The organism is Rhizobium sp. NPDC090275, from assembly GCF_044772225.1.
Lineage (GTDB): Bacteria > Pseudomonadota > Alphaproteobacteria > Rhizobiales > Rhizobiaceae > Rhizobium.
Genome location: NZ_JBIVYL010000014.1, coordinates 68,493 through 88,480, shown reverse-complemented (window position 1 = coordinate 88,480; position 19,988 = coordinate 68,493). Strand labels below are relative to the sequence as shown.

At 62.0% G+C, this 19,988-nt stretch carries 18 protein-coding genes; 14 read left to right on the top strand and 4 right to left on the bottom strand.

Annotated elements, in window-relative coordinates; translation table 11 throughout:
- Positions 1-137: 137 nt before the first annotated feature.
- Both ACIQUB_RS27820 and ACIQUB_RS27815 read right to left on the bottom strand, forming a co-directional pair.
- Positions 138-1,445, bottom strand: a complete 1,308-nt coding sequence (locus tag ACIQUB_RS27820) for a peptidoglycan DD-metalloendopeptidase family protein (RefSeq protein ID WP_113236635.1) — start codon at positions 1,443-1,445, stop codon at positions 138-140.
- Positions 1,446-1,570: 125 nt separating this feature from the next.
- Entirely contained in the window at positions 1,571-2,044 is a 474-nt protein-coding gene (locus tag ACIQUB_RS27815; RefSeq protein ID WP_113236636.1) for a peroxiredoxin, read from the bottom strand.
- Between the two features lie 118 nt (positions 2,045-2,162).
- Here ACIQUB_RS27815 and ACIQUB_RS27810 point away from each other — a divergent pair, with 118 nt between their 5' ends.
- A complete protein-coding gene (locus ACIQUB_RS27810; RefSeq protein ID WP_113236637.1) occupies positions 2,163-5,561 on the top strand; it encodes a DUF3971 domain-containing protein in 3,399 nt (1,132 codons plus the stop codon).
- A 446-nt stretch (positions 5,562-6,007) separates the two neighbouring features.
- On the opposite strand, the gene tyrS is transcribed toward ACIQUB_RS27810, so the two are convergent.
- A complete protein-coding gene (gene tyrS / locus ACIQUB_RS27805) occupies positions 6,008-7,264 on the bottom strand; it encodes a tyrosine--tRNA ligase (protein WP_113236638.1) in 1,257 nt (418 codons plus the stop codon).
- 130 nt (positions 7,265-7,394) lie between these two features.
- On the opposite strand from tyrS, the gene ACIQUB_RS27800 reads away from it, so the two are divergent.
- Positions 7,395-8,519: an anhydro-N-acetylmuramic acid kinase gene (locus ACIQUB_RS27800; protein WP_113236639.1), complete on the top strand. Its 1,125-nt coding sequence runs from the start codon at positions 7,395-7,397 to the stop codon at positions 8,517-8,519.
- Complete coding sequence (locus tag ACIQUB_RS27795; protein ID WP_113236640.1) at positions 8,516-9,043, top strand: GNAT family N-acetyltransferase; 528 nt, start codon at positions 8,516-8,518, stop codon at positions 9,041-9,043. Before ACIQUB_RS27800 ends, ACIQUB_RS27795 begins: the two co-directional genes overlap by 4 nt.
- On the opposite strand, the gene ACIQUB_RS27790 is transcribed toward ACIQUB_RS27795, so the two are convergent.
- Positions 9,040-9,717: an alpha/beta hydrolase gene (locus ACIQUB_RS27790; RefSeq protein WP_018902229.1), complete on the bottom strand. Its 678-nt coding sequence runs from the start codon at positions 9,715-9,717 to the stop codon at positions 9,040-9,042. The genes ACIQUB_RS27795 and ACIQUB_RS27790 overlap by 4 nt on opposite strands.
- A gap of 204 nt (positions 9,718-9,921) precedes the next feature.
- Here ACIQUB_RS27790 and ACIQUB_RS27785 point away from each other — a divergent pair, with 204 nt between their 5' ends.
- The 11 genes from ACIQUB_RS27785 (at position 9,922) to ACIQUB_RS27735 (ending at position 19,312) form a co-directional block, all read left to right on the top strand.
- A complete protein-coding gene (locus ACIQUB_RS27785) occupies positions 9,922-11,088 on the top strand; it encodes a cysteine desulfurase family protein (protein ID WP_113236692.1) in 1,167 nt (388 codons plus the stop codon).
- A 164-nt stretch (positions 11,089-11,252) separates the two neighbouring features.
- The gene (gene sufB / locus ACIQUB_RS27780; protein ID WP_113236641.1) at positions 11,253-12,722 is read left to right on the top strand and encodes a Fe-S cluster assembly protein SufB; all 1,470 of its coding nucleotides are present in this window, start codon (positions 11,253-11,255) and stop codon (positions 12,720-12,722) included.
- A gap of 622 nt (positions 12,723-13,344) precedes the next feature.
- Entirely contained in the window at positions 13,345-13,686 is a 342-nt protein-coding gene (locus ACIQUB_RS27775; protein WP_113236642.1) for a GIY-YIG nuclease family protein, read from the top strand.
- A 45-nt stretch (positions 13,687-13,731) separates the two neighbouring features.
- The gene (gene sufC / locus ACIQUB_RS27770) at positions 13,732-14,487 is read left to right on the top strand and encodes a Fe-S cluster assembly ATPase SufC (protein WP_018902233.1); all 756 of its coding nucleotides are present in this window, start codon (positions 13,732-13,734) and stop codon (positions 14,485-14,487) included.
- A 24-nt stretch (positions 14,488-14,511) separates the two neighbouring features.
- Positions 14,512-15,786 (top strand): Fe-S cluster assembly protein SufD, encoded by a 1,275-nt coding sequence (sufD, locus tag ACIQUB_RS27765; protein WP_113236643.1) that lies wholly within the window; start codon positions 14,512-14,514, stop codon positions 15,784-15,786.
- 12 nt (positions 15,787-15,798) lie between these two features.
- On the top strand, positions 15,799-17,040 hold the full coding sequence (locus ACIQUB_RS27760) for a cysteine desulfurase (protein ID WP_113236693.1): 1,242 nt from the start codon (positions 15,799-15,801) through the stop codon (positions 17,038-17,040).
- A 12-nt stretch (positions 17,041-17,052) separates the two neighbouring features.
- Positions 17,053-17,433, top strand: coding sequence for an SUF system Fe-S cluster assembly protein (locus ACIQUB_RS27755; RefSeq protein WP_018902236.1), 381 nt, complete (start codon positions 17,053-17,055; stop codon positions 17,431-17,433).
- 48 nt (positions 17,434-17,481) lie between these two features.
- Positions 17,482-17,757 (top strand): hypothetical protein, encoded by a 276-nt coding sequence (locus ACIQUB_RS27750; RefSeq protein ID WP_018902237.1) that lies wholly within the window; start codon positions 17,482-17,484, stop codon positions 17,755-17,757.
- 101 nt (positions 17,758-17,858) lie between these two features.
- Entirely contained in the window at positions 17,859-18,044 is a 186-nt protein-coding gene (locus ACIQUB_RS27745) for a type II toxin-antitoxin system RelE/ParE family toxin (RefSeq protein ID WP_113236645.1), read from the top strand.
- Between the two features lie 92 nt (positions 18,045-18,136).
- On the top strand, positions 18,137-18,529 hold the full coding sequence (gene sufA, locus ACIQUB_RS27740; protein ID WP_113011327.1) for a Fe-S cluster assembly scaffold SufA: 393 nt from the start codon (positions 18,137-18,139) through the stop codon (positions 18,527-18,529).
- 162 nt (positions 18,530-18,691) lie between these two features.
- A complete protein-coding gene (locus tag ACIQUB_RS27735) occupies positions 18,692-19,312 on the top strand; it encodes a LysE family transporter (protein ID WP_113236646.1) in 621 nt (206 codons plus the stop codon).
- Positions 19,313-19,988 lie beyond the last annotated feature (676 nt).

The following is a 19,988-nucleotide window of genomic DNA, read 5'->3' as shown; positions in this document are numbered from 1 at the left end:
GGTTCGGCCAGGCTCAGGCTTGAGTCGGCGGGATTGCATGCCGCAATGCAGCGCCACATAGGCTGAAACGGTTGAGAAGTCAAGGAACCGGCGCGGTCTCAGGGTTGTTGAGGTAAAACCACCGTTAGCGGGATCGTTCAGTTTATATAGCTGGCGAGTTTCGTGCCGGCGCTGATGAAGTAGATCGGGTCGACAGCACGCCCATTCTGGCGCACTTCGTAATGCAGATGCGTGCCCGTGGAGCGGCCGGTGCTGCCGGCGAGACCGATCGTATCCTCACGGCCGACTGTGTCGCCGACCTTGACCAGAATTTCGGACATGTGGCCGTAGCGGGTGGAGATGCCGTTGCCGTGGTCGATCTCGACCATGTTGCCATAACCGCCGGTCCAGCCGGCCGTGACCACCTTGCCGGGCGCGGTCGGGCGGACCTTTTCGCCGGGTGCGAAGCGGAAATCGACGCCGGAATGCAGTGCCAGCCGGCCGATGAAGGGATCGCGGCGGTTGCCGAAGGGACTGGTGATTTCCTTGCCGATGGCGGGGTTCTGGAAGGGAAGCGACGAGGCGGTGTTGCGCACGGTTTCAAGCCGGGTGAGGGCGGTGTCGAGCTGTGCCAGCGAATTGTCGAAGTCGTCGCCGCTCTCGGGCTCGACATAGGGGCCGCCGACGGCGCTGTCCGCGTCCGGCTTGACGCTCGCCGTCTCCGCGGGGACGCGGATCTGGAAACGGGTCAGCACGTTGGAGATCGCAGCCGACGCGTCCGTTGCATCCGTCGTCAGCTGGCTGACGCGATCGCGCTGGCGCTGCTCAATCCCCTTGAGGGAGAGCGTCACCTTGGAGAAGACGCGGTCGGCGCGGTCGCCCATGGTTTCGCGGGCCGGCACGTAGGAGAGCGTCGAGTTGTCTGGCGTCACGTCAGCCGGCGTTGCGTCGCCGGCGAGTTGCCGCTCGATCGCCTGCATGGCGGCGGGCAGCTCGGCGCGCTTACCTTTGGTCTCAGGCGCATAGGCGGAGGCGGGCGTTTCGGTCTTGGCGTCGAGGCCGGAACTTTCTGCGCGGTCGAGCAACTGGCCGAGCTTGCCGCGGCGCGAGGTCAGCGCCTGCTGCTGCTCCATCAGCTTGTCGACCTTGTCTTCCACCACCTGCTGGTCGAGCAGCTGGCGGGAGGTGACGCGATCGACCTGGGCGCGCAGTGCCGCGATGCGATCCTCGTAGTCATGCTGCATGCGCGCCTGGCGCGCCATGGTTGCGCCGATCAGGTCGTCGCGGAGCACGAGATAGGAGGTGGCGAGCAGGTAGCCGATGGCGAAAACGCCGACGAAGCAGACCGCGATTGCCGCCATCCACGGCTTGACGGTCAGGTGACGAACCCGATCGCCGCTGGCAAGGATCAGGATATGTTCCTGTTTTTGCTTGCCGAATACGCCGTTCTGCTGTGTGTGCGCCACGGAGACTCTCCCAACTCACGGACCTGCCTGAATTGGGTCGATTACACACTGTTAAGGTTAATAAAGCCTTAGATTTGGCCTTATTCAACGCATGGGCGAATTCTTGGAGTTTACTCTCGCTACACTCAAGGGGCGAGATTCTTGACCGCCGTCAGCACGGTTTCGGCGTGTCCGGCGACCTTGACCTTCTGCCAGATCGTGGCGATCGTACCGTCAGGACGGATCAGGAATGTCGTGCGCTCGACGCCCATATACGTGCGGCCGTACATGCTCTTCTGCTTCCAGACGCCATAGGCCTCCAGCGTAGTCTTTTCTTCATCGGCCGCAAGCGTCACGCCGAGCTTGTGCTTCTTGATGAAGCGGTCATGGCAGGCGGCCGAATCCGGCGACATGCCGATGACAGCGGCGCCGGCTTGTTCGAACTCGTCGGCAAGGGCGGTGAAGGCAATCGATTCGGTCGTGCAGCCGGATGTGTCGTCCTTCGGATAAAAGAAAAGAACCAATGCCTTGCCGCGGAAATCCGTCAGCTTCACGCGTCCGCCGCCATCGCGCGGGAGATCGAAGTCGGGCGCGCTGGAGCCGATGCTGAGTTCCGCCATGGGGAAACCTTTCTTTTGCCGGGTTTGTGGATAAGAGGTGATTTGCCAGATATATATTGGACAAATCACCGTCCAGCCAGTCTGGTCCAATCACAGAACAGGGAGACAGGCGAGGCGCATGTCGGCGATCCGCGGCGAGAAGGTTAGATTCCGCAAGAAAGATATCGTCGCGCTGCACGATCTTCCCTCGGCGCGAACGGAAGATCCGCTGATCGTGCATTGCCCGCCGACGCGCTCGCGCATGCGCCGGACCGCGGGGCTTGCCGGCGGCTGCATCGGCGTGCTGATCTTCATCATCGCCGCCATCATCTTCACGGTCGAAAGCGGCATTTTCGACGAGCCCTTGTCGCGGCAGGCGCAATCGGCGCTGAATTCGGCGATCGGGCCGCGCTACCGGGCCGAGGTCGGCTCCACGGTCATTCGCTTCACCTCCAACATGCGGCTGGCGCTCGAGGCGCGCGACGTCAACCTGATCGACGAGAAGAGCGGCCAGCACATGTCGACCACAGGCGCCATGCGCATGGCGCTCGATCCGCTGCAGCTTTTCCGGGGACGCATCGCGATCGCGCAGGTGGAAGCGCAGGATATCGCGCTCGACACCGCGCTTCTGCCCTCCGGCGATCCGGTCAAGCTTGATAATCTCAGGATCGACCAGATCCCGGCGGCGATGGATAAGGCCTTCGAGCAGCTGGATATTCTCGACGGTTTCGTCGATCGCGGCGGCACCAAGTCGATCAAGCTTGAGGGGCTCGACATCAAGCTTGCGGATACCGACAACGGGCCGCTTTCCATCGTCGTCAACAGCCTGGTCTTCTCCAGGAACGCTCAGAGCGCACTACAGCTCGACGGCGAGGTCGCGATCAACGGCCGCGTCACGACGCTGCATATCGGCACCGAAAAGACCGATGGCCGCACGTCGCGGCTGACGGGTGAACTTGCCGGCGCCGACCTTGCGCCGTTCACCCTCAAGCGCAATGCGATCGGCGAAATCCGCCAGGGCGTCGACAGTCTCGCCGATACGATCATTTCAGCGGAGCGCGGCGGAGAGACGTCCAAGCCGTCGCTTGCCGCTACCGTCAATCTGCAGCCCGGCAATTTCTACATGGACGGCGAGGCGCAGCCGCTGACCGGCGGGCGGGTCAATCTCGCCTATGATTTCACCAAGCAATCGCTTGAGATCGCGCGCTCGCAGCTGCAGTTCGGGCCGACGATCGTGCCCTTCAACGGCGCGCTGATCGACCTCGACAAGATCGACCCGACCGCCGAAAAGGGTTTTGGCATCGATCTGCTCGTCAGCGGCGGTACAGCGGCGCCTGTTACATCAGGCGAGCAGCCGCTGGCCTTCGATATCCAGGCAACCGGCCGCTATTTCGTCGGCGCCCGCGAATTGCAATTCCCCAACATGGCGGTGTCGAGCCCGGCCGGATCGCTCTACGGCTCGCTGCATGTCCGCTTCGGCGGCAAATCGCCCGAGATCAGTTTTTCCGGCCAGTCGCAGCAGCTGCAGACCACTGCGGTGAAGCAGCTCTGGCCGTTCTGGATGGCGTCGAAGGGGCGCGAGTGGGTGGAGCGCAATCTCTATGGCGGCGTGGTCAGCAATGCGTCGATCGATGTCTTCATTCCCTTCGACCGGCTGGAAGAGGCTATCGGCAAGGGGCTGAAGCTGGACGAGAACCAGATCAAGATCGCCTTCGACATTGCCGGCACCCGCATGAACGTCACCGGTGACATCCCGCCGATCCGCGACACCAGCGCGCATTTCCAGCTGGCTGGGCCGAAGGCGACGATCTCGATCAAGAGCGGCAAGTCGTTCTTCCCATCGGGGCGCACCGTCGATGTTGGCGAGGGCACCTTCATCCTGCCGTCGACCTATGAGAAGCCGCTGATGGCGGAGCTTAACCTGCCGATCTCGGGTGCGGCCGACGCGATCGGCGAGTTGCTGACCTTCAAGCCCATCCAGGTGCTGCAGCGGGCCGGCTTCGTGCCCGAGGACCTGAAGGGCAATGTGAAAGCCTTGGTACAGGCGCGGATCGGGCTGATCGCCTCGCAAAACCCGCCGCCGGTCGAATGGAAGGCGACGCTGCAGCTGCAGGATCTCGACGTCGCCAAGGCGATATCGGGGCGCAAGATCACCAATCTCGACGGCGTTCTAACCGCCGATCCGAAGCAGGTGGTTCTCGACGGCAAGGGCGACATCGACGGCGTTCCGGCGACCATCAAGCTGGTCGAGCCGACCGACAAGTCCTCCGACATCCAGCCGCAGCAAAGCGTGACGGCGACGCTCAGCAACGATCAGCGCGAGAAGATCCTGCCGGGTCTCTCCGATATCATCGATGGCCCGATCAGCGTCGAGCTCGACCGTATCGACAAGGATCGCCAGTCCGTCTCGCTCGATCTCGGCAAGGCGCGGCTCGATCTGCCCTGGATCGGCTGGTCCAAGGGGAGCGGCATCGGCGCCACCGCCGATTTCGAGATTTCCGGCCCCGACGACAATCTGCAGATCAAGAATTTCGTGCTGAAGGGCGATGGATTTGGTGCTACCGGCGCCCTGTCGCTCAGCAAGGGCAATCTGCAGAAGGCGGATTTCGACAGCGTGAAACTGTCGTCGCTCGACAATTTCGCGATCTCGCTTCGTCGTTCGAAGGGCGGCATGGACGTTTCGGTCTCTGGCAGCAGCGCCGACGTGCGTCCGGTGCTGGCGCGGATCAAATCGGGCAGCGGCGACAAGGGTGATGGTTTGTCGAAGAGCGACAGCAGCATTTCGCTGAAGGGCAAGCTCGACACGGTCGTCGGCTTCAACGACGAAAAACTGCAGAATGTGCAGATCAATTATGCGGCCCAAGGCAGCCGCATTCAGTCGGTCAGTCTGTCCGGCGTCACCGGGAGCGGCGAAGCGGTCGTCGCGCGGACGCAAGGCGGCGGTGTCATCAACATCACCAGCGGCGACGCCGGCGCCGTCTCGCGCTTCGCCGACCTCTACCAGCACATGCGCGGCGGCCTGCTCAACCTTGCCATCCGGCTCGGCGCCGGCGACGACTGGGACGGCTCGGTCGACGTGCGCCGCTTCTCGATCGTCAACGAGCAGCGCCTGCATTCGATCGTCTCGACGCCCGTCGGCCAGGAACAACGCAGCCTGAACGCGGCCGTCAAGCGCGACATCGACACATCGGCGCAACGGTTCCAGCGCGGCTTCGCGCGCATCTTTTCAAGAGATGGAGTCGTCAGCATCGAGAACGGCGTGGTGCGCGGCGATCAGGTCGGCGCGGTGTTCCAGGGCGCGCTGCGCGACGTTCGCGGCAACATGGACATGAACGGCACCTTCATGCCTGCCTACGGCCTGAACCGCCTCTTCGCCGAACTGCCGATCATTGGGATCATCCTCGGCAACGGCACCGACCGCGGTCTGATCGGAATCACCTTCAAGCTGACAGGCAAACTCGACGCGCCGAATCTGACGATCAACCCGCTGTCGATCATCGCGCCCGGGGTGTTCCGGAATATTTTCGAGTTTCAGTGAGGTGGGGCCGAGGCGTGCGGGCGTCGGGAGTGACTGTCGCTAACTCATTGAAGCGACGGGGTTTTTTCACTTTCGACGTCATCCTCGGGCTCGTCCCGAGGATCTAAGCACGTGGCCTAGAGTGCGACGGTGATGGCGCTTGCGATGCGGGTCCAGCTGCCGCCGATCGTTGGAAGCGCGCGCCAAGTGTCCACTCACGTCGAGCAAGTGGAGCTGTGGTTAGATCCTCGGCACAAGGCCGAGGATGACGGTGGAGCTAGTGGCGCCTGTCTCTAAATCATTGAAACGACGTCATTTCCCCTTCCGCGACGTCATCCTCGGGCTCGTCCCGAGGATCTAAGCACGTTGCCAGGAACGCAACGTCGATGGACCTTCCCGCCACCCGCGCAACAAAAAAGGCCGACGTTTCCGCGCCGGCCTTTGTCAACGTCCGAAACTACCCGCCCTCAAGCAGCCGGGCGGATCAGGATGTGTTTCTTCTTGCCGAGCGACAGCTTGATCACGCCGTCGGCGGTCACTTCACCGCCGCCGATGAGCTTGCGCTCGTCGCTGACGGCCTGGTCGTTGATGCGCACGGCGCCGCCCTGGACGTGGCGGCGGGCTTCGCCGTTCGACGCTGCGAGGCCGGCGCGGACGATGAGGGCGAGCAAGCCGATGCCGGCGTCGAGTTCGGCGGTGGGCACGTCGATCGAGGGGAGGTTGTCGGAAAGCGCGCCTTCCTCGAAGGTCTTGCGGGCCGTTTCGGCCGCCTGTTCGGCGGCGGCGCGGCCGTGCAGGATCGCGGTGACCTCGGTCGCCAGGATCTTCTTGACCTCGTTGAGCTCCGAGCCGGCAATGGCCGACAGGCGGGCGATCTCGTCCATCGGCAGCGTCGTGAAGAGCTTCAGGAAGCGCGGGACGTCGGCGTCCTCGGTGTTGCGCCAGTACTGCCAGAAGTCATAGACCGGCAGCAGGTCGGCGTTGAGCCACACCGCGCCCGAGGCGGACTTGCCCATCTTGGCGCCCGAGGACGTGGTCAAGAGCGGCGAGGTCAGCGCGTAGAGCTGATCGGTCCCCATGCGGTGACCGAGGTCGATGCCGTTGATGATGTTGCCCCACTGGTCGGAGCCGCCCATCTGCAGCCGGCAATCGTAGCGCTTGGCGAGCTCGACGAAGTCGTAGGCCTGCAGGATCATGTAGTTGAATTCGAGGAAGGACAGCGAGTGCTCGCGGTCGAGGCGCGTCTTGACGCTGTCGAAGGAGAGCATGCGGTTGACCGAGAAATGACGGCCGACGTCGCGCAGAAATTCGAGGTAGTTCAGCGAGCGCAGCCACTCGGCGTTGTTGATCATCAGCGCCGGATTGCCCGACTTGCCGTAGTCGAGGTAGTTGGCAAAGCAGCTCTTGATCGAGGCGATGTTCTCCTCGATCGTGTCGACCGTCATCAGCTTGCGGGCCTCGTCCTTGAAGGAGGGGTCGCCGACCATGCCAGTGCCGCCGCCCATCAGCGAGATCGGACGATGGCCGGTCTGCTGGAACCAGTGCAGCATCATGATCTGGGTGAGGTGGCCGACATGCAGGCTCGATGCCGTCGGGTCATAGCCGATATAGGCGGTCACGGTTTCCTTGGCGAGCAGGGCGTCGAGGCCGGATTCATCGGAGATCTGATGAATGAAGCCACGCTCTTTCAGCGTGCGGAGGAAATCGGATTTGAACTCGGTCATGACCTTTTGCTTTCGGATCAGGATTTTCGGATTGGCTATTGTTGAAGCAACGCGGCGCGTTTAGCACTGTTTTCTCGCACAGTCACCATTTGGTTGATTGGCTCGTTTATTTGTAGATTATCGAGGGACAATGGGGAAAATCCTGACAGCGATCGGCCTGATGAGCGGCACCTCGATGGACGGGATCGACGCGGCGCTGCTTGAGACCGACGGCGAAAACATCATCCGCCGTGGCCCGAGCCTCTACGTGCCCTATGACGACGATCTGCGTAGCCGCTGGAAGCTGGCATTGCAGACGGCCAAGGCCGTGGTCGAGCGCGGTGACCGGCCGGGTGACCTTGCTGACGCCGAACGCGTGCTGACGCTTTGCCATGCCGCCGTGGTCAAGTCCTTCCTGGCTCGCCACAACCTCAATCCTGATGATATCGACCTCATCGGCTTTCATGGCCAGACCGTGCTGCACCGGCCGGATGCGGGTGTCACCGTGCAGATCGGCGACGGGCCGCTCTTGGCGTCGGAGACCGGCATCGACGTCGTCTACGACATGCGTGCCAACGATATGGTGCATGGCGGGCAGGGCGCGCCGCTGATCCCCGTCTATCACGCAGCCCTTTCGGCCAACCTGCCCGATGGTTTCGCGGCGCCCGTTGTCTTCGTCAATATCGGCGGTATTTCGAACCTCACCTATGTCGGCGCTGACGGCGTGCTTTCGGCTTTCGATAGCGGGCCGGGGAACATGCTGATCGACCAATGGGTCGAGGTGCATACCGGCTGGGCCTACGACCGCAACGGCGAGACGGCGAGCCGTGGGGCGGTGGTGCCGGATCTGGCGCACCGCTATCTTTCGAGCCCGTTCTTCTCCGGCAATATCAGGCGCTCGCTCGACCGTGGCGATTTCCTGCCGCCGGAGAACGGCGAGGTGTCGCTGGAGGACGGCGCAAGGACGCTGGCGCATGTCACCGCCGCCTCGATCGTCAAACTCGCCGATCACCTGCCGCAACCGCCTAGGACATACGTCGTCTGCGGCGGCGGGCGGCTCAATCCTGTCATCATGGGCGAGTTCGCTGACTTGGCTGCAGCAAAGGGTGCCCGGGTCGTCTCGGCGGAGATGGCCGGCTTCGACGGCGGCGCCATGGAGGCGGAGGCCTGGGCTTATCTGGCGGTGCGCTCCGTCAGCGGACTGCCGCTGACCTTTCCCGGCACGACGGGCGTTTCGGCGGCTGTGACCGGTGGCGTGATTGCGAGGAAGCCATGAACGATACTGTTATCCTGCGGACACCCCGGCTCGTCTTGTCCATGTGGGGGCAATACGACGTCCATCTGTTGCAATTGTTGCATTCGACCATAGAGACCACCCGCTATCTCTCGGGTGCCGCACCCTGGAGCGCTGCCAAGGCGCAGGAGCGCTTCATGAGCTTTTTTGGCGAGCAGGCGCGCGATGGCGTCACCAAATACAAGGTCACCAGCCTCGACGACGGCCGCTTCATCGGCCGCGCCGGCTTTTCCCGTTATGGCGGAGATCGCGGCGAATTCGAACTCGGCTATTCGCTCCGCCACGAGGAGTGGGGCAAGGGCTATGCGACGGAATTGGGGAAGGGGCTTGCGGACTGGTTTTTCGACAAGCGATTCGCTGACCAGTTCATCGCATTCACGCATCCAGACAATGCGGCGTCGCAGCGTGTGCTCACGAAAATCGGCATGCGAAGCCGCATGCCGATGATCATTGACAATATGTCCTGTCCGACGTTCGAACTGACCGCCGAGATGCGCCAGGCTTAGCGGATGCGCTTGGCGGCCGGTTCCGGCACCAGTTCGCCGTTGAGGCGGCGGTCGAGGTAGTCCTCGCATTCGCCCATCAGCGTTTCCACCTGGCCGTTGAAGAAGTGGTTGGCGCCCGGCACCGTGCGGTGGGTGATCAGGATGCCCTTCTGGGTCTTCAGCTTCTCGACCAGACCGTTGACATCCTTCTCCGGTGCCACCTTGTCGGCGTCGCCGTTGATGATCAGGCCAGACGACGGGCAGGGGGCGAGGAAGGAGAAGTCGTAGGTGTTGGGCTGCGGCGCGATCGACATGAAGCCTTCGATCTCCGGGCGGCGCATCAAGAGCTGCATGCCGATCCACGAGCCGAAGGAATAGCCGGCGACCCAACAGGTCTTCGAATCAGGATGCAGGCTCTGTACCCAGTCGAGCGCGGAGGCCGCATCCGAGAGTTCGCCAGCGCCGTGGTCGAATTCGCCCTGGCTGCGGCCGATGCCCCGGAAGTTGAAGCGCAATGTCGTGAACCCGCGCTTCTGGAACATGTAGAAGAGCTGGTAGACGATCTGGTTGTTCATCGTGCCGCCGAACTGTGGGTGCGGGTGCAGGATGAGGGCAATCGGCGCGCTCTTTTCCTTGGAGGGCTGGTAGCGGCCTTCAAGGCGGCCTGCGGGGCCGTTGAAAATGACTTCGGGCATCGGTACTCCGGCTTTTATTTCTCGCGTTCGCGCTGCGCAGACTTGACGGACGTTGTCAGCTTTTCTAAAACGCAGTTTAGAACAATTCGAAACTTGCATGGCAATCCACGCAGTGTTGGATGTGTCATAAGGCAAGCCCGGCTGACTTTTCAAGGAAAATGCACCGGCTTGCCACGCAAGAACCAAGCGCAGGACGAAAAGATCATGGCGCCGGCCCGGCTCTATCTCGATTGGAACGCGACGGCACCGCTGCATCCCGCAGCGCGCGACGCGGTTCTGCGGGCGCTTGATATGTTCGGCAATCCAAGTTCGGTTCATGGCGAGGGACGCGCGGTGCGCGCCGCGATCGAAGGCGCACGCCGTCAGGTGGCGGCCCTTGTTGGCGCCGATCCCGCCCATGTCGTCTTCACGAGCGGCGCCACCGAGGCTGCCAACATGGTGCTGACACCGGATTTCCGCATGGGCCGCACGCCGATGGCGATCGGCCATCTCTATCATTCGGCGATCGAGCATCCGGCGATCCGCGAAGGTGGACGCTTCGCGAAAGACCGCACGACCGAGATCGCGGTGACGGCCGATGGCGTCGTCGATCTCGATCACCTGGAGGGCCTTCTGGCCGGCCACGACAAGTCGACCGGCCTGCCGATGGTCGCCGTCATGCTCGTCAACAACGAGACGGGCGTGGTGCAGCCGGTGGCCGAGGTGGCGAAAATCGTGCAGGCACACGGCGGTCTGCTTGTGGTTGATGCCGTGCAAGCGGCGGGCCGGATCGCGCTTGATATCAATGCGCTCGGCGCCGATTTCATCATCGTCTCCTCGCACAAGATCGGTGGCCCTAAGGGCGCCGGCGCGCTTGTGTCGCGCGGCGAAGTGCTGATGCCGAGGGCGCTGATCCATGGTGGCGGGCAGGAGAAGGGTCACCGCTCGGGGACCGAGAATTCGCTTGCCGTCATTGGCTTCGGCGCGGCTGCCGAGGTGGCCGTGCGGGAATTCGACGAGCGCAATGCCCGCATCTCCGCTCTGCGCGCGCAGTTGGAAGACGGAATGCGCAACGCCGCGCCCGATGTCGTGATCTACGGCGCGGATCAAAAGCGTGTCTCCAACACCACCTTCTTCACGCTGCCGGGGCTGAAGGCGGAGACAGGGCAGATCGCCTTCGATCTCGAAGGTGTGGCGCTGTCTGCTGGGGCTGCCTGCTCGTCCGGCAAGGTCGGCGAGAGCCATGTGCTGGTGGCGATGGGGCGAGATCCCAAGCTGGGGGCGCTCAGGATGTCGCTCGGTTTTTCGACGACGGACGAGGATATCGCCAGGGCCATCGCCACATTCACGAAGATAGCCGCGCGGCGCAAGCCGGCGGGCGAGGCGGCGTGATTGCCTGATAAAGCGTCACGACCGCCTGATAAATTTGCGAAAACGCAAATTTCCACTTGCCATTCGGGCTGAAAAGTCCCCTTTGGCCACTTACATAAGGGGCAACAAAAATTGCCCGAACGACAAGCTGCCGGACCTTTTCTCCGGCGAGATTGGAGAACGATATGCCCGCCGTCCAGGAAACGGTCGATCGCGTCCGCGAGATTGACGTCGATCAGTACAAATACGGTTTCGAGACGATCATCGAAATGGACAAGGCACCCAAGGGCCTGTCCGAGGATATCATCCGTTTCATCTCTGCGAAGAAGCAGGAGCCGGAATGGATGCTCGAATGGCGCATGGACGCCTACAAGCGCTGGCTGACGCTCGAAGAGCCGACCTGGGCTCGCGTCGATTATCCGACGATCGATTTCAACGACATCTATTACTACGCCGCGCCGAAATCGACGCCGGGTCCGAAGTCGCTGGACGAGGTCGATCCTGAAATTCTCAAGGTCTATGAGAAGCTCGGCATTCCGCTGAAGGAACAGGAGATCCTCGCCGGCGTCGAACGGCCGAAGATCGCCGTCGACGCGGTTTTCGACAGCGTTTCCGTCGTCACGACCTTCAAGGAAGAGCTGAAGAAGGCCGGCGTGATCTTCATGTCGATCTCGGAAGCTATCCGCGAGCATCCCGATTTGGTGAAGAAGTATCTCGGCTCGGTCGTTCCGACCTCCGATAACTACTATGCGACGCTGAACTCGGCTGTCTTCACCGATGGTTCCTTCGTGTTCATTCCCAAGGGCGTTCGTTGCCCGATGGAACTGTCCACCTACTTCCGCATCAACGAGAAGAACACCGGCCAGTTCGAGCGTACGCTGATCATCGCTGAAGAGGGCGCCTACGTTTCCTATCTCGAAGGCTGCACCGCGCCGCAGCGCGATGAAAACCAGCTGCACGCGGCAGTGGTCGAACTCGTCGCTCTCGACGACGCCGAGATCAAGTATTCGACGGTCCAGAACTGGTATCCCGGCGATGCGCAGGGCAAGGGCGGCATCTACAACTTCGTGACCAAGCGCGGCGATTGCCGCGGCGCGCGTTCTAAGATCTCGTGGACGCAGGTCGAAACCGGCTCGGCGATCACCTGGAAGTACCCGTCCTGCATCCTGCGCGGTGATGATTCCAGGGGCGAGTTCTACTCGATCGCCGTGTCGAACGGCCATCAGCAGATCGATTCGGGCACCAAGATGATCCATCTCGGCAAGAACACGTCGAGCCGCATCGTCTCGAAGGGCATTGCCGCCGGCGTCTCGCAGAACACCTATCGCGGCCAGGTCTCGGCACACCGCAAGGCATCGAACGCGCGCAACTTCACGCAGTGCGATTCGCTTCTGATCGGCGACAAGTGCGGCGCCCACACGGTGCCCTACATCGAGGCGAAAAACTCGACCGCGCAGTTCGAACACGAGGCCACCACCTCGAAGATCTCCGAGGACCAGAAGTTCTACTGCCTGCAGCGCGGCATTCCCGAAGAAGAGGCGATTGCCCTGATCGTCAACGGCTTCGTCAAGGAAGTGCTGCAGGAACTGCCGATGGAATTCGCCGTCGAAGCGCAGAAGCTGATCAGCATCTCGCTTGAGGGTAGCGTGGGGTAATTTGAGGCGGCCGGCACTGTGCGACGGCGAACTCGCTTCGCGCACGGCGTCATCCTCGGGCTTGTCCCGAGGATGACGCCGGCTAGGAATTCGACGGTGGTGGACTTGTCCACGACGGTTGCGGCAAATGGAGACGTGGTTAGATCCTCGGGACAAGCCCGAGGATGACGACCGTAAAAGTTGGTGCAGGGAGACGATGATTGGCGTTGGGCGTTTCGCTTTTCTCCAACGTCATCCTCGGGCTTGTCCCGAGGATCTGTTGCCGCCGGCCAGGAATTCGACGGTGGTGGACTTGTCCATGACCGTTGCGACAAGCGGAGACGTGCTTAGATCCTCGGGACAAGCCCGAGGATGACGGTGGTAGAGGTTGGTGAGGGGTGACAATGGTTGGCGATGGCGAATGTAGCCTTGCCGCGATGTCGTCTCTGGGGTGGCGGCAAGGTCGCCTCGCGCTCGGCGTCATCCTCGGGCTTGTCCCGAGGATCTGCTGCCGCCAACCGGGAATTCGACGGTAGTGGATTTGTCTACAACCGTTGCAACAAATGGAGACGTGCTTAAATCCCCGGGACAAGCCTGAGGATGACGACCAAAAGAAACGAGATCGGCCGTAAGGGGCGTAAGGATGAGTGGCTTTGTCTACATGATGTCCGATAAGCCGCGCGGGGTGATCTACACGGGTGTCACCAGTGATCTGCATGATCGCAGCTGGGAGCACCGAAACGAAGTGCATGAAGGGTTTACGCGGAAGTATCGAGCGAAGAATCTTGTCTGGTTTGAGCGCCATCCGAACATCGTGTTGGCGATACAGCGGGAGAAGTCTTTGAAGCGTTATCTGCGTGAATGGAAAATCAAGCTGGTAGAGAGCTTGAACCCGACCTGGGCCGACCTCTACGAGCGGATCGATGACATCGAGAATGCCTATCGGCCGCATCCGGATACGGTGCAGTGGTCGGATTACAATTGAGTGCTCGGCGGTCCTTTAAACCGCTGCATGAACAGGAAGAACACAATGCTTGAAATCAAGAACCTGCACGCCCGCATCGCCGAAGATGGCACCGAGATCATCAAGGGGCTGAACCTCACCGTGAAGGCCGGCGAAGTGGCTGCCATTATGGGGCCGAACGGCTCCGGCAAGTCGACGCTTTCCTACATCCTGTCCGGCCGAGACGATTACGAAGTCACCGAGGGCGAGATTCTCTATAACGGCGAGAGCATTCTCGAGCTTGACCCGGCCGAGCGCGCCTCCAAGGGCATCTTCCTGGCCTTCCAGTACCCGGTCGAAATTCCCGGCGTCGCCACCATGCAGTTCCTGAAGGTCGCGATGAACGAGCAGCGCAAGGCCCGCGGCGAGGAAGAGCTGAAGACGCCTGATTTCATGCGCCTCGTGAAGGATGCGGCCGCCAAGCTGCAGATCAACACCGAGATGCTGAAGCGTCCTCTCAACGTCGGCTTCTCTGGCGGCGAGAAGAAGCGCGCCGAGATCCTGCAGATGGCGCTGCTCGAGCCGCAGCTTTGCATCCTCGACGAGACCGACAGCGGCCTCGACATCGACGCGCTGAAGATCGTGGCCGACGGCGTCAACGCGCTGCGCTCGCCCGATCGGGCCACCATCGTCATCACCCACTACCAGCGCCTGCTCGACTACATCGTGCCGGATACCGTTCACGTTCTCTACAAGGGCCAGATCATCAAGAGCGGCGACAAGACGCTGGCGCATGATCTGGAAGCCAACGGTTATGCCGACATCATCGGAGCGGCGGCCTGATCTAGGCGGAAAGGAACTGGTCGCATGAACATGCAGACGACGACCCGCCTGACCGCCGCGGAAGCGGCACTGATCGAGGCGTTCAACAACCAGATCGGCGAACTGCCGGGCGACGGCGCCGTGATCGCCATTCGCGACCGGCTGCTCGACGACCTGAAGACATCGGGGCTGCCGACGCGCCGCGTCGAGGCCTGGCACTACACAGACCTGAAGACGCTGCTGCGCGCCGTGCCCGCTCAGGCCGGCGATGCCGGCTCCGACGCCCGCGATCCGCTGGTCGAGGGTTCGGCGGTGCTGCCAGTGATCCAGGGACGTCCTGATCACAAGGCGCGCGCCGGCGATCTGGTTCTCTCGAGCTATGCCGAGCAGCTGTCGAACGGTTCGGCCGCCAATGGCCTTGGCGCGCTCGACAAGGACGACGCGGTCGGCCGGATCAATGGCAGCTTCGTGCGCGACGGTTACGTCATCGAGGTGCCCGCCGAGACCGTGCTGGAAGAGCCGCTGGAAATCCAGTTCGTGCATGCCGGCGGTCAGACGCATACGCGCCTTCCCGTCAGCATCGGTTCCGCCGTCAAGGCGACCGTGATCGAACGTCACCTGTCGGTGGCATCGGATGCGGCACTGGTCTCGCATGTCAGCGACGTCGCAGTCGGTGAAGGCAGCGAAGTGACCTGGATCATCGTCCAGCAGCAGGGCGCCGACGACACGCATCTTGGCCAGATCCGCATCGATCTCGGCGCAGATGCCAAGCTGAAGCTGTTCGTCATCAATGCCGGCGGCCAGCTGGTGCGCCAGGAACTGCACATCAAGGTGACGGGCGAGGGCGCAGACCTGACGCTGCGCGGGATAAACCTGCTCGGCGCCGAGACGCATACCGACGTGACCATGGTGCTCGGCCACAACGTGCCGCATACCGGCTCGACCGAAATCATCCGCAACGTCGTCTTCGACCGCGCCAAGGGTGTGTTTCAGGGCATGATCCGGGTCGCACCCGACGCGCAGAAGACCGACGCGAAGATGGCGTGCAACACGCTGCTCATGTCCGACGACGCCGAATTCTCGGTGAAGCCGGAACTCGAGATCTTCGCCGACGACGTGCAGTGTGGCCATGGCGCCACCGTTGCCGATATCGACCATAACCATCTCTACTATCTGATGGCCCGTGGCATTCCGGAGAACAAGGCGCGCGCCATGCTGGTCAACGCCTTCGTTGCCGAGATCGTCGAGGAACTGGAAAACGAAGCCCTGGTCGAGGCGCTGGAAGGCGTGATCTCGGCCTGGCTCGAAAAGCACGCCTGATCGGACGAGATGATGGACAAGATAGTGCCCGCAACCGCCTATGACGTCGAAGCCATTCGCAAGGATTTTCCGATCCTTGCGAAGGAAGTGTACGGCAAGCCGCTGGTCTATCTCGACAACGGCGCCTCGGCCCAGAAGCCGCAGGTGGTGATCGATGCGATCAGCCATGCCTATTCCAACGAATACGCCAATGTGCATCGCGGCCTGCACTTCCTGTCCAACGCCGCTACCGAAGCCTATGAAGCCGCGCGCGAAAAGGTGCGCCGCTTCCTGAACGCGCCTTCGGTGGACGATATCGTCTTCACCAAGTCCTCGACCGAGGCGATCAACACGGTCGCCTATGGCTGGGGCATGCCCAATATCGGCGAGGGCGACGAGATCGTCATCTCGATCATGGAGCACCACTCCAACATCGTGCCCTGGCATTTCATCCGCGAGCGGCAGGGCGCCAAGCTGGTCTGGGTTCCCGTCGACGACGAGGGCGCGTTTCATATCGAGGCGTTCGAAAAGAGCCTCACGGAGCACACCAAGCTCGTCGCCATCACGCATATGTCGAATGCGCTGGGCACCGTCGTTCCGGTGAAGGAGATTTGCCGGATCGCGCATGAGCGCGGCATTCCCGTGCTCGTCGATGGTTCCCAGGGCGCTGTCCACATGCCTGTCGACGTGCAGGATATCGATTGCGACTGGTATGTGATGACCGGCCACAAGCTCTACGGTCCCTCGGGGATCGGCGTGCTCTATGGCAAGAAGGATAGATTGAAGGCGATGCGGCCGTTCCAGGGCGGCGGTGAGATGATCTTCGAGGTCACCGAGGATGCCGTCACCTACAACGACCCGCCGCACCGCTTCGAGGCCGGCACGCCGCCGATCGTCCAGGCGATCGGGCTCGGCTATGCGCTCGACTACATGGACAAGATCGGTCGCGAGGCGATCGCCAGGCACGAGGCTGATCTGGCGGCTTACGCCACCGAGCGGCTGCGTGACATCAATTCGCTGCGTGTCATCGGCAATGCGCCGGGCAAGGGCGGGATCTTCTCCTTCGAGATCGAGGGGCTGCACGCCCATGACGTCTCGACCGTGATCGACCGGCGCGGCGTTGCCGTCCGGGCCGGCACGCATTGCGCCATGCCGCTCTTGAAACGCTTCGGCGTCACCTCCACATGCCGTGCATCCTTCGGCATGTACAATACCCGCGCCGAGGTGGATGCCTTGGCCGACGCGCTGGAATATGCGCGCAAGTTCTTTGCATAAGGAGTGGTCCGCATGAGTTTGGACGACAGCGAACAAAAGATCGACGTGCGCGAAGGCATCGTGCATTCCAGCATTCCCGAAGATGAACTGGCGCGCCTCAGCGACGACGTCATCATGGCGTTGAAGACGGTCTACGACCCGGAGATTCCCGCCGACATCTTCGAACTCGGGCTGATCTACAAGATCGACATCGAGGACGACCGCATGGTCAAGATCATGATGACGCTGACGGCTCCCGGCTGCCCCGTCGCCGGCGAAATGCCCGGCTGGGTCGAAAACGCCGTCGGTTCCGTCGAGGGTGTGTCGGGCGTAGAAGTGGCGATGACCTTCGACCCGCCGTGGACGCCGGACCGGATGTCGGAAGAGGCGCAGGTGGCTGTCGGCTGGTATTGATCGGCCGTTTCGACTAGCATGATGCTTTCTGGCAATGAGGTGCACACGATGGGTCGCCTTGAGACAATCAGCATTGAGTTGACGCCGGAGATGGCGGATGCCGTTGATGCGGCTGTCCGCTCCGGCCGCTTCGGTTCGACAGCTGATGTCGTGTTGACCGCGCTCGATCAGTGGCATTCCGACCGGCTGGTTCATGGTTACACACCCGAGGAATTCGAGCGGCTGATCGAAGAAGGGGAAGCCAGCGGCGACCCGATCGATGGGCCCGAGGCGATGCGTGAGATACGCGCGGAATTCGAGAAAGAATTCGGGCTCAAGGATTGATGGCCTATCGCCTTCAACCCAAGGCGAGGGCCGACATTCGCGCGATCATATCCTATATCGGACAACGCAATCCTCACGCCGCGCTGGCGTGGTAGGACAGCATGACGGAACTGTTCGAACTGCTGGCAACTCATCCGCATTCGGGTGTTCCATATGCGACGGACAAGTATAGCGTCCGCATCGTGCCACGAGGAAATTACGTGGTGGTCTATAGAGTGCGGGATAGCGATGTTGTCATCCTGCGCGTCATCCATGCCGCTCGCGATTGGCCGAAGCAGATGCGGTGAAGTCGGCCTGTTGATCGATCGCGTGGGAGCGACTACATATTTGTAATGGAAGCACCGGACCTTGACCCCGGTTGCGGAAGGAGAATGGGCCTATGGGCTTTGCAGTCATGAGCATGACCGACACCGCGGCTGCGCGGGTGAAGGCGATCGTCGAGAATTCGGGACCGGAGGCGAAGGGAATTCGTGTCGGGATCAAGAAGGGCGGTTGCGCGGGGATGGAGTACACCATCGATCTCGTCACAGAACCCAATGCCAAGGACGATCTGATCGAGCGCGATGGCGCCAGCGTGTGGATCGAACCGTCGGCAGTTCTCTATCTGCTCGGCACCGAAATGGGCTTCGAGCAAACGACGCTGCGCTCCGGCTTCACCTTCACCAATCCGAACCAGACGTCTGCTTGCGGCTGTGGCGAATCGGTCGAGTTGAAGCCCGCCGATCTTGCTGCCTTGGCCGCGCGCGGCGATGCCGTGGTGCCGGCGCGGTAAACAGGGCGAAGGCGGTCGCTCTTTGCCGCCATTCAATCTCTGCCGGTATTTTACATCGGCTTCGGCTCACGGGCATTCTGTCTTGAGCATTTCGTCACAGGCCGCCGGTTTCGGCGGCTTTTTTCGTTGCGGTGCGCGCCAGAGCGTTTAAGACCGCATCCCATGCTTCTGCTGTTTCTCAAGGGCGCCGTGCTGGGTGTCATCATCACCGCGCCGCTTGGGCCGATCGGCATGCTGTGCATCAACCGCACGCTGGAGCGCGGCTTCCTGGCCGGCTTTTCCTGTGGCTTGGGAACGGCGATCGGGGACGCCAGCTACGCGCTGGTGGCGGTGACGGGGATTGCCGTCTTTGCCGAGACCATGTCGATGGCGACCTTGCCTTTGGCGATCGGCGGTGGATTGCTGCTTTTGTTTCTCGGCTGGCGCGGGCTGACGCACGATCCGGTCGAGGCGGCCGAGATCCGGGCAGGCGGGCTGCTCGCCACCACGGTCGCGACTTTTCTGCTCACCATTTCCAATCCTGCGACGATTCTTTCCTTCGGAACGCTGTTCGCCGGTTTCGGCCTGCTCGACGAGACGAGGCCCTTCAGTTCGGTTGCAATCGTCGGCGGCGTGTTTGCGGGGTCGCTCGCCTGGTGGTTCTTCCTGAGCGGCGCCGTCAGCCTGGCGCGACACAGGTTGTCGGAGAATTTCACGACGAAGGTCATGCGGGCGACGAGCTGGCTTCTGATAGCCTTTGGTGTCGTGGCGCTCGGTTCGGCGGCATATACGCTACTTGGATGATCATGCAATCACCGCGGCATGACTTTTCTCCGGCAGGTTTTACCCCCGGTTGATACGGCATCTGATCGGACGGGGCGCCAAAAGCTGCCTCGTAAATAGTTTAGTTTATTGACACCTTCCGGCGCCCCGTTCGGCGGTCTGCTATCGTGTCCTGGTTCCTTTACCGGGTGGTCGGCATCTTTTCAGAGATATGCTCGCGGGATTGTTCTTGTTCTTGAGGCTTTCGCTCCCCGGGCATCCCGAAGGGCCGTCTTGATCGGCGCCGAGAGGGCCTCCGCGGACCTGTCGCCCGCGGCACCCCGGCGCCGTTCCGCAAAACCCTTTCGGGCTCAACGGTCGGCCAGTCGCCGTCCCTTATGTGCATAGGCGCGTGGTATCGGCGAACCGACCTGCGCACCCGCACACCAACTCTTCGCTGGCGGGACCATTCCGCGACGCCCCTCGTTTCACCCTGCGTCAGGGGCTTCCCGAAAGCGCCGGTCCCGCCTCGCCGGTAACGCAACCGGTGTATCCGAAGACGGGACGGGGTGAGTGTGACATCGGATATGCAAGCGGGGATGAAGACGCGGCCAAGCTGCTGATTTCTTTGCAGCCAAGCACGTTTTTATCATCATCACATTGGCTCACGAGAGGCTTCCTTCAGGCGCACCATGAATAGCCGTTGATCCCGCGCAAT